This window comes from Streptomyces sp. NBC_01306 (genome assembly GCF_026340465.1).
In the GTDB taxonomy this organism is placed as follows: domain Bacteria; phylum Actinomycetota; class Actinomycetes; order Streptomycetales; family Streptomycetaceae; genus Streptomyces.
Window position 1 is genome coordinate 6,173,753 of sequence record NZ_JAPEPC010000001.1, and the last position, 12,770, is coordinate 6,186,522.

10 protein-coding genes are annotated in these 12,770 nt (G+C 70.4%); 5 read left to right on the forward strand and 5 right to left on the reverse strand.

Annotated features, from left to right (window positions below):
* The first annotated feature begins 200 nt into the window (after nt 1–200).
* On the forward strand, nt 201–2,978 hold the full coding sequence (locus OG385_RS27270; RefSeq protein ID WP_266858558.1) for a penicillin acylase family protein: 2,778 nt from the start codon (nt 201–203) through the stop codon (nt 2,976–2,978).
* Nucleotides 2,979–3,044: 66 nt separating this feature from the next.
* Here the strand turns inward: OG385_RS27270 and OG385_RS27275 are convergent, their stop codons facing one another.
* Nucleotides 3,045–4,295 (reverse strand): DUF1343 domain-containing protein, encoded by a 1,251-nt coding sequence (locus OG385_RS27275; RefSeq protein ID WP_266858560.1) that lies wholly within the window; start codon nt 4,293–4,295, stop codon nt 3,045–3,047.
* Nucleotides 4,296–4,413: 118 nt separating this feature from the next.
* On the opposite strand from OG385_RS27275, the gene OG385_RS27280 reads away from it, so the two are divergent.
* Genes OG385_RS27280 through OG385_RS27290 form a run of 3 tightly spaced genes read left to right on the forward strand, consistent with a single transcriptional unit; the run spans nt 4,414 to nt 7,499 of the window.
* Nucleotides 4,414–5,175 (forward strand): SDR family oxidoreductase, encoded by a 762-nt coding sequence (locus OG385_RS27280; protein ID WP_266858562.1) that lies wholly within the window; start codon nt 4,414–4,416, stop codon nt 5,173–5,175.
* Nucleotides 5,157–6,845 carry a class I adenylate-forming enzyme family protein gene (locus tag OG385_RS27285; RefSeq protein WP_266858564.1) on the forward strand — a complete coding sequence of 563 codons (1,689 nt, stop codon included), beginning with the start codon at nt 5,157–5,159 and terminating at the stop codon, nt 6,843–6,845. Before OG385_RS27280 ends, OG385_RS27285 begins: the two co-directional genes overlap by 19 nt.
* 57 nt (nt 6,846–6,902) lie before the next feature.
* Nucleotides 6,903–7,499 carry a TetR/AcrR family transcriptional regulator gene (locus tag OG385_RS27290; RefSeq protein ID WP_266858566.1) on the forward strand — a complete coding sequence of 199 codons (597 nt, stop codon included), beginning with the start codon at nt 6,903–6,905 and terminating at the stop codon, nt 7,497–7,499.
* Nucleotides 7,500–7,643: 144 nt separating this feature from the next.
* On the opposite strand, the gene OG385_RS27295 is transcribed toward OG385_RS27290, so the two are convergent.
* The gene (locus OG385_RS27295) at nt 7,644–8,858 is read right to left on the reverse strand and encodes an acyl-CoA dehydrogenase family protein (RefSeq protein ID WP_266858568.1); all 1,215 of its coding nucleotides are present in this window, start codon (nt 8,856–8,858) and stop codon (nt 7,644–7,646) included.
* A 9-nt stretch (nt 8,859–8,867) separates the two neighbouring features.
* On the reverse strand, nt 8,868–9,890 hold the full coding sequence (locus tag OG385_RS27300) for a phosphotransferase family protein (RefSeq protein WP_266858570.1): 1,023 nt from the start codon (nt 9,888–9,890) through the stop codon (nt 8,868–8,870).
* A 282-nt stretch (nt 9,891–10,172) separates the two neighbouring features.
* Here OG385_RS27300 and OG385_RS27305 point away from each other — a divergent pair, with 282 nt between their 5' ends.
* Nucleotides 10,173–11,111, forward strand: a complete 939-nt coding sequence (locus OG385_RS27305; RefSeq protein WP_266858572.1) for an NADP-dependent oxidoreductase — start codon at nt 10,173–10,175, stop codon at nt 11,109–11,111.
* A gap of 87 nt (nt 11,112–11,198) precedes the next feature.
* Here OG385_RS27305 and OG385_RS27310 read toward each other — a convergent pair whose 3' ends face one another.
* Together OG385_RS27310 and OG385_RS27315 are read right to left on the reverse strand one after the other, a co-directional pair.
* Nucleotides 11,199–11,735, reverse strand: a complete 537-nt coding sequence (locus tag OG385_RS27310; protein WP_266858574.1) for an NUDIX domain-containing protein — start codon at nt 11,733–11,735, stop codon at nt 11,199–11,201.
* Nucleotides 11,732–12,619 carry a DMT family transporter gene (locus tag OG385_RS27315; RefSeq protein WP_266858576.1) on the reverse strand — a complete coding sequence of 296 codons (888 nt, stop codon included), beginning with the start codon at nt 12,617–12,619 and terminating at the stop codon, nt 11,732–11,734. The genes OG385_RS27310 and OG385_RS27315 overlap by 4 nt, the downstream gene beginning before the upstream one ends.
* Between the last annotated feature and the right edge of the window lie 151 nt (nt 12,620–12,770).

A 12,770-nucleotide genomic window follows, 5' to 3' on the forward strand; every position in this document is an offset into this window, starting at 1 on the left:
CGTCGCTGAATACTCCTGTGTCAGTGAATGGACGTACGGCTACCCGGTTCGGCTCCATCGAATTCCCGATGGCTGCCATCACCGATCCGGCCGCTCCCGCACCTGTGTGGTGATTCGGAAAAGGTGACGCATGTTCACCTTACTGACGGGTTACCTCGCCAGTAACGTCCGTCTCCACGGCTTCCCCCTCAGGAGCATTCATGCGACGACGCACCGGAAAGTTCAGAACCGCCATCGCCATGGCGGTGTTCGCACTCGGCGCCGGCCTGATGACACCACTGCCGCAGGCGACCGCCGCGGCCGCGGACCCCGTCACCGACTACTGCAAGAGCCAGTGCAACGACATCATGCCGCCGGGTGAGAACGGCAACGCCACCCTCGCCCAGATCCTCGCCCACCGTGCGCTGGGCACCCGCCCCGAACACAGCGCCGACCAGCTCGGACCGTACGACGCGCTGCCCGCCGGGGCTCCGTCGCTCACCGACTCCACCCTGAACAACTTCTTCAACGACGCCTCGTTCGGCGTCCCCGACGACCAGGTCGCCTCGGTCACCAAGCCGCGCGACGACGTCAGCATCACCCGGGACAAGAAGACCGGCGTACCCCACATCAAGGGGACGACGCGCTACGGAACCGAGTTCGGTGCCGGATACGCGGCGGGCCAGGACCGGCTCTGGCTGATGGACCTCTTCCGGCACATCGGCCGCGGCGAGCTCACCTCCTTCGCCGGCGGCGCACTCGCCAACCAGGGCCTGGAGCAGGAGTTCTGGCCGCAGGCCCCGTACACCGAGCAGGACCTCCAGGACCAGGCCGACCGGATAGCGGCCCAGGGCGCGCGCGGCAAGCAGGCCATGGACGACGCGCAGGCGTACATCGACGGCATCAACGCCTACCGGCAGAAGTCGAAGGACGGCCGCTACTTCCCCGGCGAGTACGTCCTCACCGGGAAGATCAACGCGATCACCAACGCCGGTGAGATCGCACCGTTCAAGATCACGGACATGATCGCGCTCGCCTCGGTCGTCGGCAGCCTCTTCGGCAGCGGCGGTGGCGGCGAGGTGCAGGACGCGCTGTCGCTGCTCTCGGCCCAGCAGAAGTACGGCGTCACCGAGGGCAGCAAGGTCTGGGAGTCGTTCCGGGAGCGCAACGACCCGGAGGCGACCCTCACCGTCCATGACGGCACCAGCTTCCCGTACGCGGACAAGCCCGCGGACCCCAAGGGCACCGCGATGCCCGACCCGGGCTCCGTGAAGGCCGAACCGCTGGTCTACGACCGGACGGGCGGCGCCAAGACCGAGGCGAAGACCCCGGTCAAGGCTCCGAAGAAACTCAAGCCCATGCAGGGGATGTACGACAACGGGGTGCTGCCCGCCGACCTGTTCAGCAGCAAGAAGGGCATGTCCAACGCCCTCGTCGTCTCGGGGCAGCACACCGCGAGCGGAAACCCCGTCGCCGTGTTCGGCCCGCAGACCGGGTACTTCCTGCCCCAGCTGCTGATGCTCCAGGAACTCCAGGGGCCCGGCATCAGCGCCCGCGGTGTCTCCTTCGCCGGTGTCGGCATGTACATCCAGCTGGGCCGCGGCCAGGACTACGCGTGGAGCGCCACATCCGCGGGCCAGGACATCACCGACACCTACGCGGTGGAGCTCTGCCAGGACGACACCCACTACCTCTTCCGGGGCGTCTGCACCCCGATGGAGAAGATGGAGCGGACCAACTCCTGGACGCCCACCGTCGCCGACTCCACGGCGGCCGGCTCCTACCGGATGCAGGTCTACCGCACCAAGTACGGCATCGTGACGCACCGTGCGACCGTCGGCGGCAAACCCGTCGCCTATACCTCGCTGCGCAGTACGTACGGCCATGAGGCCGACTCGATAGTCGGCTTCCAGATGATGAACGACCCGGGGTACGTGAAGGACGCCAAGACCTTCCAGGAGGCGGCCAGCCACATCGGCTTCACCTTCAACTGGTTCTACGCGGACTCCCGTCAGGCCGCCTACTTCAACAGCGGCAGGAACCCGGTGCGTGCGGACGGGGTGGACGCCTCGCTGCCCGTCAAGGCCGAACAGGCCTACGAGTGGAAGGGCTTCGACCCCGACCAGTACGCCACCGACGTCACCCCGCCCGCCCAGCACCCGCAGTCCGTGGGCCAGGACTACTACGTCTCCTGGAACAACAAGCAGGCCAAGGACTACTCCTCGGCCGGGTTCGGCAACGGCTCGGTGTACCGGGTCGACCTGCTCGGTGACCGGGTGGCCAAGCTCGTCGCCAAGGGCGGTGTCACCCGTGCCGCGCTGACCCGTGCCATGGCCGAGGCGGCCGTCACCGACCTGCGCGGCGAGGACGTCCTGCCCGAACTGCTCGACGTCGTACGGAGCAAGCCGGTCACCGACCCGGCGGAGGCAAAGGCCGTCGAGCAGCTGGAGGCCTGGGTGGCCGACGGCGCCCAGCGCAAGGAGAACGCCCAGAGCTCGCACGTCTACACCCACCCGGACGCCGTGCGGATCATGGACGCCTGGTGGCCGCTGCTGGTGGAGTCCGAGTTCAAACCGGGGCTCGGTGACGACCTCTACACGGCGCTCACCAACAACCTCGCCATCGACGAGTCGCCGTCGGCGGCCCACGGACCCACCGGGGCCCACGCCGGATCCGCCTTCCAGTACGGCTGGTGGAGCTATGTCGACAAGGACATCCGTACGGTCCTGGGACGCCCGGTGAAGGGCAAGCTGGGCAAGACGTACTGCGGTGGGGGAGACCTGAGCTCCTGCCGCGACGTGCTGCTCTCGACCCTGGGCCAGGCCGCGGCCAAGACCCCGGCGCAGGTCTACCCCGGCGACGACAGCTGCGCCGCCGGTGACCAGTGGTGCTCGGACGCGATCATCCACCGTCCGCTGGGCGGGCTGCAGTTCTGGCCCATCCAGTGGCAGAACCGGCCCACGTACCAGCAGGTCGTGGAGTTCCCCTCGCACCGGTAGCGATACCGGGGTAGGGGGCCGCGGGCCGGACCGGACAACTCCGGTCCGGCCCGCGGCGGTTGTCGCTCAGCGGTACGTCAGATACCGCTCGCGGACGGACCGGAAGGCGGCGAGTTCGCCCTGCCAGGCCGCCACCACCTCATCGGTGTCCGCACCCTTGTCGATCATGGTGCGGACCTGCGCGGACCCGGTCAGCTTGTCGATCCAGTCGTCGGAACGCCAGGCGAACCCGGACCAGACCTTCTTGGCCGTCACCAGCAGCCCGATCGCGGTCCGCACCGGGTCGAACGCCGCACGGTCCTGGACATGGAGCTGCACACCGCCCGCGGTCTTCCCCTCGAACTTGGAGAACACCGGCGCGAAGTACGCCTCGCGGAAGGCGACCCCCGGCAGCTCCAGCGCGTTGGCCGCCTCGGCCCACCGCCGGTCGATCCCCTCTGCCCCCAGCAGCTCGAACGGCCTGGTGGTGCCCCGTCCCTCGGAGAGGTTCGTCCCCTCGAACAGGCAGGTCCCCGAGTAGACGAGTGCGGTGTCCGGTGTCGGCATGTTCGGGCTCGGCGGCACCCATGGCAGCCCCGTCGCGTCGAAGAAGTCGCCGCGCCGCCAGCCGGACATCCGCACGGTCTCCAACTCGACCGGCTTCGGGAGGAATTCACCGTTGAAGAGCCGGGCGAGCTCCGTCACGGTCATCCCGTGCGCCTGGGAGACGGGCTGCCGCCCGACGAAGGTCGCGAACTCCTTGTGCAGCACAGGACCGAGCGCGGCCCGGCCGGTGACCGGATTCGGCCGGTCCAGCACCACGAAGCGCAGGCCCGCCAGCGCCGCCGCCTCCATGCAGTCGTACAGCGTCCAGATGTACGTGTAGAAGCGGGCCCCCACGTCCTGGATGTCGAAGACCACCGTGTCCACGCCGGACGTGGTGAAGATGTCCGCGAGGGGCTGCCCGCTCCTGGTGTACGTGTCGTACACCGGAAGCCCGGTCGCCGGGTCGTCGTACCGCCCCTCCGAACCGCCCGCCTGCGCCGTGCCGCGGAACCCGTGCTCCGGGCCGAAGACGGCGGTGAGGTTCACCCTCCGGTCGGCGTGCATGACATCGACGATGTGCCGGACGTCCTGGGTGACCCCGGTCGGGTTGGTGACGATCCCGACGCGCTCCCCGTCGAGCAGGCCGTAGCCGTCGGCGGCCAGCCGGTCGAACCCGGTACTCACCCGGGCGCGCTTCCCGTGCGCGGCGGCCGGCTGGGCCGCCGCGCCCACGGCTCCCAGCGCACCCACGGCTCCGCTCGCGGCCAGCAGACCCCGCCTGGACAGGTTCATCGGGCTACCTCCATGATCTCGCCGAGTGTCATGGCCACGCAGGCTAACTCTCGCCCCTTCCCCTGCCGCATACCGACTGGTTAGTCTGCTGGTGAATTCAACGGAGAGGCAGGTCCTGATGGGTACCGTCGAAGGCGCGGGTGTAGTGGTCACAGGGGCGGGCGGCGGTATCGGCGCGGCACTGGCCCGGAGGTTCGCCGCCGAGGGAGCCCGTGTCGTCGTCAACGACCTGGACGGCGACAAGGCCCGTGCGGTGGCCGACGGTATCGGCGCCACCGCGGTGCCCGGCGATGCCTCGGCCATCGTGGACGCCGCCCGCGAAGCGCTCGGCGGACGTGTCGACGTCTACTGCGCCAACGCCGGTCTGGGCTCCGGCGGCGACCCCTTCTCCGACGAGGCGGTCTGGGCCGCCGCCTGGGACGTCAATGTGATGGCCCATGTGCGCGCCGCCCGTGCGCTGCTGCCCGACTGGCTGGAGCGCGGCGAGGGCCGGTTCGTCTCCACCGTGTCGGCCGCCGGGCTGCTCACCATGATCGGCGCGGCCCCGTACAGCGTCACCAAGCACGGCGCGCTGGCCTTCGCCGAGTGGCTCTCGCTCACCTACCGCCACCGCGGGCTGAAGGTCCACGCGATCTGCCCGCAGGGCGTACGGACCGACATGCTCGCCGCTACGGGTTCCGCGGGCGAACTGGTGCTCGCCCCGACGGCGATCGAGCCCGACGATGTCGCGGACGCGCTCTTCGACGCCATCGCCGATGACCGGTTCCTGGTGCTGCCGCACCCCGAGGTCGCCGAGTACTACCAGGCGCGGGCCGCCGAGCCCGACCGGTGGATCGGCGGGATGAACCGCCTCCAGCAGAAATGGGAGGCCGGGCGGTGAGCACCTCGATCTACGCGGCGAAGCCCTGGCTCGGGCAGCTCAGCGAGGCCCAGCGCAGGCCGGTACACCCGCAGCCGAGCGTGGTCCACGCCTTCCGCGACGCCGTGGCCCGCGCACCGGAACACCCCGCCCTCGCCTACTTCGACGGGCGGCTCACCTACCGCGAGACCGACACGCTCTCCGACTCGGTCGCCGGACACCTGGCCGCCAGGGGGGTGGGCCGCGGCGACCGGGTCGCGGTCATGCTGCAGAACTCGCCGCACTTCGTGCTGGCGCTCCTCGGCGCCTGGAAGGCGGGTGCCACGGTCGTACCGCTCAATCCGATGTACAAATCGGCGGAGGTCGGCCATGCCCTGCGGGACGCCGGTGTCACGGCGCTGGTCTGCTCCGACCGTGCCTGGGAGGCGTATCTGCGGGAGACCGCCACCGGCACCGCCGGCTCCCTGGTCCGGTTCGCGCTCACCGCCTGCGAACGCGATCTGCAGAGCCGCGACGACGAACGGGTCCTCGGCTTCGAGCGGCTCCCGTGCCCCGCCGACACCGACGATCTGCTGGCGGTCGCCCGGCAGGGGCTCCCGGCCCCGGCCGACCGCGATCCGCTCGCCTCCGATGTGGCGCTGATCAGCTATACGTCGGGGACCAGCGGGACTCCCAAGGGTGCGATGAACGCGCACGCCAACATCATGGTGAACGCCGAGCGCCAGCGCACCGGCCACCCCGTCCCGGAGGGCTCGGCGTACTTCGCGCTCGCGCCTCTCTTCCACATCACCGGGATGGTCTGCGAACTCGCCGCGTGCGTCGCCAACGCCGGGACCCTCGTCCTCGCTTACCGGTTCCACCCCGGGGTGGTGCTCGACGCGTTCACCGAGCACCGTCCCGCGTACACGGTCGGCCCCTCCACGGCCTTCATGGCGCTCGCGGCCGACCCGTCGGTCACCCCGGACCACTTCGCCTCCTTCAAGGTGATCTCGTCGGGCGGCGCACCGCTGCCGCCCGCGCTGGTGGAGGGCTTCCGCGAGCGGTTCGGCCCCTACATCCGCAACGGATACGGGCTCACCGAGTGCACCGCCCCGTGCGCTTCGGTCCCGCCCGAGCGGGAGGCCCCGGTCGACCCGGTGTCGGGCACGCTCTCGGTCGGGGTGCCGGGACCGGACACCGTGGTGAGGATCGTGGACGCCGGCGGCGCCGAGGTGCCCTTCGGGGAGCAGGGCGAGATCGTGGTGAGCGGGCCGCAGGTGGTTTCCGGGTACTGGGAGCGCCCGGAGGCCACTGCCGAGACGTTCCCCGGCGGCGAGCTGCGCACCGGGGACATCGGCTTCATGGACCGGTACGGCTGGCTCTATGTCGTGGACCGGATGAAGGACATGATCAACGCCTCCGGTTTCAAGGTGTGGCCGCGCGAGGTCGAGGACGTCCTCTACACCCATCCCGCCGTACGGGAGGCCGCCGTGGTCGGGATCCCCGATGCCTACCGGGGAGAGTCGGTCAAGGCCTATGTGAGCCTGCGGCCCACGGAGTCCGGGGCCGCTGTGACGCCGGAGGAGCTGGCCGGCTACTGCAAGGAGCGGCTCGCGGCGTACAAGTACCCGCGCGAGGTCGAGATCCTGCCCGAGCTGCCGAAGACAACCAGTGGGAAGATCCTGAGGCGGGAACTGCGTTCCCCGCGGTGACGGGCGCAGGCGACGAGCACATGTGACGAGCTCATGGACGGACGGAAGGTGGCGGCGATGGCAGCCAGAACGACCGACGGGAACGGTGTCCCCGTCCCGCAGAGGCTGCTGGCCGCCGCGACCCGGCTCTTCGCCGAGCGCGGCTACGACCGGACCTCCGTCCAGGAGATCGTCGAAGCGGCGGGGGTCACCAAGGGCGCCCTCTACCACTACTTCGGCTCCAAGGAGGATCTGCTCCAGGAGGTCTACTCCCGGCTGCTGAGGCTCCAGCAGGAGCGGCTCGACGCGTTCGCGGACTCCGACGCGCCCGTCGAGCAGCGCCTGCGGGAGGCCGCGGCCGACGTCGTCGTCACGACCATCGAGAATCTGGACGACGCGTCGATCTTCTTCCGCTCCATGCACCAGCTGAGCCCGGAGAAGAACAAGCAGGTACGGCTGGAACGGCGCCGCTACCACGAGCGCTTCCGGGCGCTGGTGGAGGAGGGCCAGCGGATCGGGGTGTTCTCGAAGGCCGTCTCCGCGGATCTGGTGGTCGACTACCACTTCGGGTCCGTGCACCATCTGTCGACGTGGTACCGCCCGGACGGCCCGCTGACCCCACGCGAACTGGCCGAGCAGCTGGCCGATCTGCTGCTGAGGGCGCTGCGGCCGTAGCCATGACCGGCCGTAGCCGGAGCCCTGCTGTGGCCATGACCGGCCGTAGCCGGGCCGCGGCCGGTCCGGTGGTGACGGTCATGGCCACGACCGCAGCGACGGTCCTGGCCACACCGGTGATGTGACCAGGCAACCGTCCGTCCGCTACAGGTACTTCTTCAGCTCGCGCCGCGCCAGCGACCGCTGATGCACCTCGTCCGGCCCGTCCGCGAGCCTCAGCGTCCGCGCTCCGGCCCAGAGTTCGGCCAGTGGGAAGTCCTGGCTCACCCCGCCCGCGCCGTACAGCTGCACCGCCTTGTCGATGATGTCGATGACCGCGCGCGGCGTGGCGATCTTGATGGACTGGATCTCCGTGTGCGCCCCTCGGTTGCCCACGGTGTCCATCAGCCAGGCGGTCTTGAGGACCAGCAGCCGCAGTTGCTCCACGGTGACCCGGGCGTCCGCGATCCAGTTCTGTACGACGCCCTGCTGGGCCAGTTGCTTGCCGAACGCGGTACGGGAGACCGCGCGGCGGCACATCAGCTCGATGGCGCGCTCCGCCATCCCGATCAGCCTCATGCAGTGGTGGATCCGGCCCGGTCCGAGACGGGCCTGGGCGATGGCGAAGCCGCCGCCCTCCTCACCGATCAGGTTCGACGCGGGGACCCGGACGTTGTCGAGGACCACCTCGGCGTGGCCGCCGTGGTAGTGGTCCTCGTAGCCGTACACCTGCATGGCACGGCGGACTTCGAGTCCCGGGGTGTCGCGCGGGACCAGGATCATCGACTGCTGGCGGCGGGCGTCGGCGCCGTCCGGGTCGGTCTTCCCCATCACGATGAAGATCTTGCAGTCGGGGTTCATCGCCCCGGAGATGTACCACTTGCGGCCGTTGATGACGTACTCGTCGCCCTCGCGCGTGATACGGGTCTCGATGTTCGTCGCGTCGGACGAAGCGACCTCGGGCTCCGTCATGGCGAAGGCCGACCGGATCTCACCGGCGAGCAGCGGCTCCAGCCACTGCTTCTTCTGCTGCTCGGTGGCGAACTGGAACAGCACCTCCATATTGCCCGTGTCGGGGGCCGCGCAGTTCAGCGCGGTGGGTGCCAACTGCGGTGAGCGCCCGGTGATCTCGGCGAGCGGCGCGTACTGAAGGTTGGTCAGCCCCGCGCCGTACTCCGCGTCCGGCAGGAAGAGGTTCCACAGGCCCTGGCGGCGCGCCTCGGCCTTCAGGTCCTCGACCACCGCCGGGGTCTCCCAGGGGGAGGCGAGCCGGGCACGCTGCTCGTGGACGACGGCCTCGGCCGGGAGGACATGCTCGTCCATGAAGGCGTGGAGCTTGTCGCGCAGCTCTTCGGTGCGCGCGTCGAATGCGAAGTCCATGGGGGTGTTTCAGCCTTCCTTGAGGGTGGTGAGACCGTGCTCGATGAAGACGGGGACCAGCGAGCCGATCTGGTCGAAGCCGGCTCCGACGGTCTGGCCGAGGGTGTAGCGGTAGTGGATTCCTTCGAGGATCACGGCGAGCTTGAACCAGGCGAACGCCGTGTACCAGGCGATGGCGGAGGTGTCCCGGCCCGAGCGGTCCGCATAGCGCTCGACCAGCTCGGCGGGCGAAGGATGGCCCGCCGCACCGCTGGTGGTGGAGACCGGCGAATCGGGGATCCCCAGGTCCGAGCTGTACATCACGAGCAGGCCGAGGTCGGTCAGCGGATCGCCGAGCGTCGACATCTCCCAGTCCAGGATCGCGTTGATCCTGTCGTCGTCACCGAGCAGGACGTTGTCCAGGCGGTAGTCGCCGTGCACGACGGTGGGAGCCGGGGAGCGGGGCAGATCACGTCCGAGAGTGGCGTGCAGTTCGTCGATGCCGGCCAGTTCGCGGTTGCGCGAGGCGTCGAGCTGCTTGCCCCAGCGGCGCAGCTGCCGGTCGAGGAAGCCCTCGGGGCGCCCGAAGTCCGCGAGGCCCACCGCCTCCTGGTCCACGGCATGCAGATCCACGAGCGTGTCGACCAGCCCGAGCACCGCCGCACGGGTCCGCTCGGCACCGATGGCCGCCAGCTGGGCGGCGGTGCGGTACGGGGTGCCTTCGACGAACTCCATGACGTAGAACGGCGATCCGATGACCGACTCGTCCTCGCACATCAGCACTGTGGCCGGCACCGGAACCCCCGTCGGGTGCAGCGCGCTGATCACCCGGTGCTCGCGCTTCATGTCGTGCGCGGTGGCAAGGACATGGCCCAGCGGGGGCCTGCGGACGACCCAGCGGCCGGTCCCGTCGCTCACCGTGTACGTCAGATTCGACCGGCCGCCCTCGATCAACCGCGCGCTGAGCGGTCCGCTCACCAGGCCGGGCCGCACCCGGTCGAGATGACCGCGCAGCGCCTCGGGGTCGATTCCCGGTGGGTGGACTGTGCTCATGGGGCACCTCCGTGTGTAGCGGCGGACCGTCCGGGTGGACCATCGCGCCGATGTCTGCTGGAACTGTCTGCCGGCACGCTCGCGGTGAACGTCTGTACTCATCATGCCGACCAGTCGGTATGGCGTCCACCCCCGGCCCGTTTCCGGCAGCCGGTGCGCGGTCGTCACATCTCTGATACACCGCCCGGCCGCTTCCGGTTCCCGCCGGGCCCGCACCGCCGGCGCTCCCGTTTGCACGGGGTCCGGTTGCGCGAGGCGGGGCCTGACCAGAGGCTCATAGGCATGAAGGCGATCAGCTACAGCCGTTACGGCGGCCCCGAGGTCCTGGAGTACGGCGAGCGCCCCGAGCCCACGGTCGGGCCCGACTCCGTGCTGGTGAAAGTACGCGCGGCAGCCGTCAACCCGGTCGATGTGCATGCCCGCGAGGGGCACCTCGCCGCGCGGCTCGACGCCGTCTTCCCGGTCGTGCCGGGCTGGGACGTCTCCGGTGTGGTGGTGCAGCCGGGGGCGGCCGTGACCGAGTTCGCCGTCGGGGACGAGGTCATCGGGTACGTACGGGAGGACTTCCTGTCACGCGGAACCTTCGCCGAGTACGTGGCGGCCCCGGTGCGCACCCTGGCCCGCAAGCCGCTGCGGCTGAGTTTCGAGGAGGCCGCCGGGCTGCCGCTGACCGGACTCACCGCCTACCAGGCCCTTCGCGCGCTCGAAATCCGTTCCGACGACACCGTCCTCGTGCACGCGGCGGCGGGCGGCGTCGGCTCGATGGCCGTACAGCTCGCCCTGCACTCGGGAGCACGGGTCATCGGCACCGCGAGCACCCACAACCACGACCATCTGCGCACGCTGGGCGCGGAGCCGGTGGCCTACGGCGAGGGGCTCGCCGACCGGGTGCGGGCCCTGGCGCCCGACGGGGTGGACGCGGTCCTCGACACGGTCGGCGGCGACACCCTCAGGCTGTCGGCGAACCTGCTCGCCCCGGAAGGCCGGCTCGCGTCCATCGTGGACGGCGACGTCGTCGAGTTCGGCGGCCGCTATGTCTTCGTACGGCCCGACCCTCTCGACCTGCATGTCCTGGGCGAACTGGCCGACCAGGGAGAGATCACGGTCCACGTCGACCGGGTCCTCCCGCTGGAGCAGACGGCCGAGGCGCAGCGGCTCAACTCGGAGGGCCACACCCGCGGCAAGATCGTCGTCACGGTCGACTGGGACGCGGCGGCCTGACCCGTCCGCGCGCCGGATGCCTGCGCGGACGGTCCGCTTCGCGGTCGGCCCGGACGCGCACCGGATGCCTGCGCCGGTCCTTCGCCGTCAGTGTGGTTGCCGGGCGGTCAGCCGGCGGTACGCGGCGAGGCCGTCGGGCACCCACTCCCAGGTGCCGATACGGAGCGCCAGCTCCTCGTCGGAGAGGAAGCCGTGCCAGGCGACCTCCTCCACCTGGGGGTTCACCGGACGCGTGCAGCGCACCTCGTACACCCAGGACCACCAGCCCTGCCCGGCACCCTCGTACAGGAACTTGAAGAGCGGTACGGGCGCGGGCAGCCCGGACACGCCCAGCTCCTCCTCGGCCTCCCGCAGCGCCGCCGCGTCGTAGGACTCGCCCGCACCGACCACGCCGCCGACGAACATGTCGTACAGCGAGGGGAAGACCAGCTTCACCGGTGTCCGGCGGTGGACGAAGATCCGGTCGTCGGCGTCCCGGGCGAGGACGAAGACACAGCGGTGCAGCAGCCCCTTCGCGTACACCTCGCCCCGCGGGGCCTGCCCCGTCACCTGGTCGGACGCGTCGACCACATCGAGGATCTCGTCGGCGGGGGACGCGGGGGGTACGGGGTTCGCAGCGGTCATGCCGCCATCTTCTCGCGCGGCGCCCGCGCCGAGCCGGGGGGCATCGCCGGATGCCGTCCCAGCAGGACGATCCCCACGACGATCGCCGCGAGCCCGGCCGACTCCCAGGCCAGGGCTCCGGTGTCGGTGCGCAGCTGGTCGCCGAGGAACCCCACACCGCAGACGATGCCCGCGAGCGGCTGGGCCGCGGTGAGCGCGGGCAGCGAACTGCGCAGCGGCGCTGCCTCGAACGCGCTCTGCACCAGGATCAGCCCGGTCACGCCCAGCACGATCACCGCGTACGGCTCCCAGCCCGTCGTCAGCGCCGCCCAGCCGCCGTGCTCCAGAAGCTGCCCGCTGACCCGGGTCAGGGCGTCCTGGAGCCCGTACAGCAGACCGGCGCCGAGTGCGAGGAGCGCGGGGCCCACGGTCAGCCGGGTCCGTTTGGCGCAGACCGTCAGGACCATCGCGGTGCCGGCCACCACGCCGATGATCAGCCAGTGCCGCAGCTCGTTCACCGACGCGGCGCCGGGCTTCGGCTGGCCTGCCAGGATGAAGGCCGCGACCCCGCCCGCCAGCAGCGCGAGACCGCCCCAGCCCTGCCGCCCCAGCGGCTGTCCGGTCTGGTGCCGGGAGAGCGCCATGGCGAAGAGCAGGTTTGTCGCGAGCAGCGGTTCGACCAGCGAGATCTCGCCGTGGCCGAGCGCCAGGGCCCCCAGCACCATGCCGCAGACCATCAGCGCGATGCCGCCCAGCCAGAGCGGCACCCGCACCAGGTCGAGCAGCAGCCGGAAGGAGAGGAAGTCCTTCATGGGGGCGTGCCTGGCCGCTCTCTGCTGGAGCACGAATCCGAATCCGAGACAGCAGGCCGCGGCCACCGAGAGCGCGACGACGAGTACCGACACGTGATCAACCTCAAGACCGGCCAGAAGGGGCGGGGTTCTGGCGACGATAGCGCCTGCGGGTGCACCTGTACCCGTTGAGTGCACCGAACGGGACGGTTGACGCAGCTTCGGGACGAACTGAAGATGTGACCCACAAGTAACCTGGCAGGGA

Bases quoted from the DNA above. Each gene is read 5' to 3' on its own strand.
- OG385_RS27310 (WP_266858574.1), bottom strand. From the start codon at position 11,735: ATGACCGCTGCGAACCCCGTACCCCCCGCGTCCCCCGCCGACGAGATC.
- OG385_RS27280 (WP_266858562.1), top strand. From the start codon at position 4,414: ATGGGTACCGTCGAAGGCGCGGGTGTAGTGGTCACAGGGGCGGGCGGC.
- OG385_RS27305 (WP_266858572.1), top strand. From the start codon at position 10,173: ATGAAGGCGATCAGCTACAGCCGTTACGGCGGCCCCGAGGTCCTGGAG.
- OG385_RS27275 (WP_266858560.1), bottom strand. From the start codon at position 4,295: ATGAACCTGTCCAGGCGGGGTCTGCTGGCCGCGAGCGGAGCCGTGGGT.
- OG385_RS27295 (WP_266858568.1), bottom strand. From the start codon at position 8,858: ATGGACTTCGCATTCGACGCGCGCACCGAAGAGCTGCGCGACAAGCTC.
- OG385_RS27285 (WP_266858564.1), top strand. From the start codon at position 5,157: ATGGGAGGCCGGGCGGTGAGCACCTCGATCTACGCGGCGAAGCCCTGG.
- OG385_RS27300 (WP_266858570.1), bottom strand. From the start codon at position 9,890: ATGAGCACAGTCCACCCACCGGGAATCGACCCCGAGGCGCTGCGCGGT.
- OG385_RS27290 (WP_266858566.1), top strand. From the start codon at position 6,903: ATGGCAGCCAGAACGACCGACGGGAACGGTGTCCCCGTCCCGCAGAGG.
- OG385_RS27270 (WP_266858558.1), top strand. From the start codon at position 201: ATGCGACGACGCACCGGAAAGTTCAGAACCGCCATCGCCATGGCGGTG.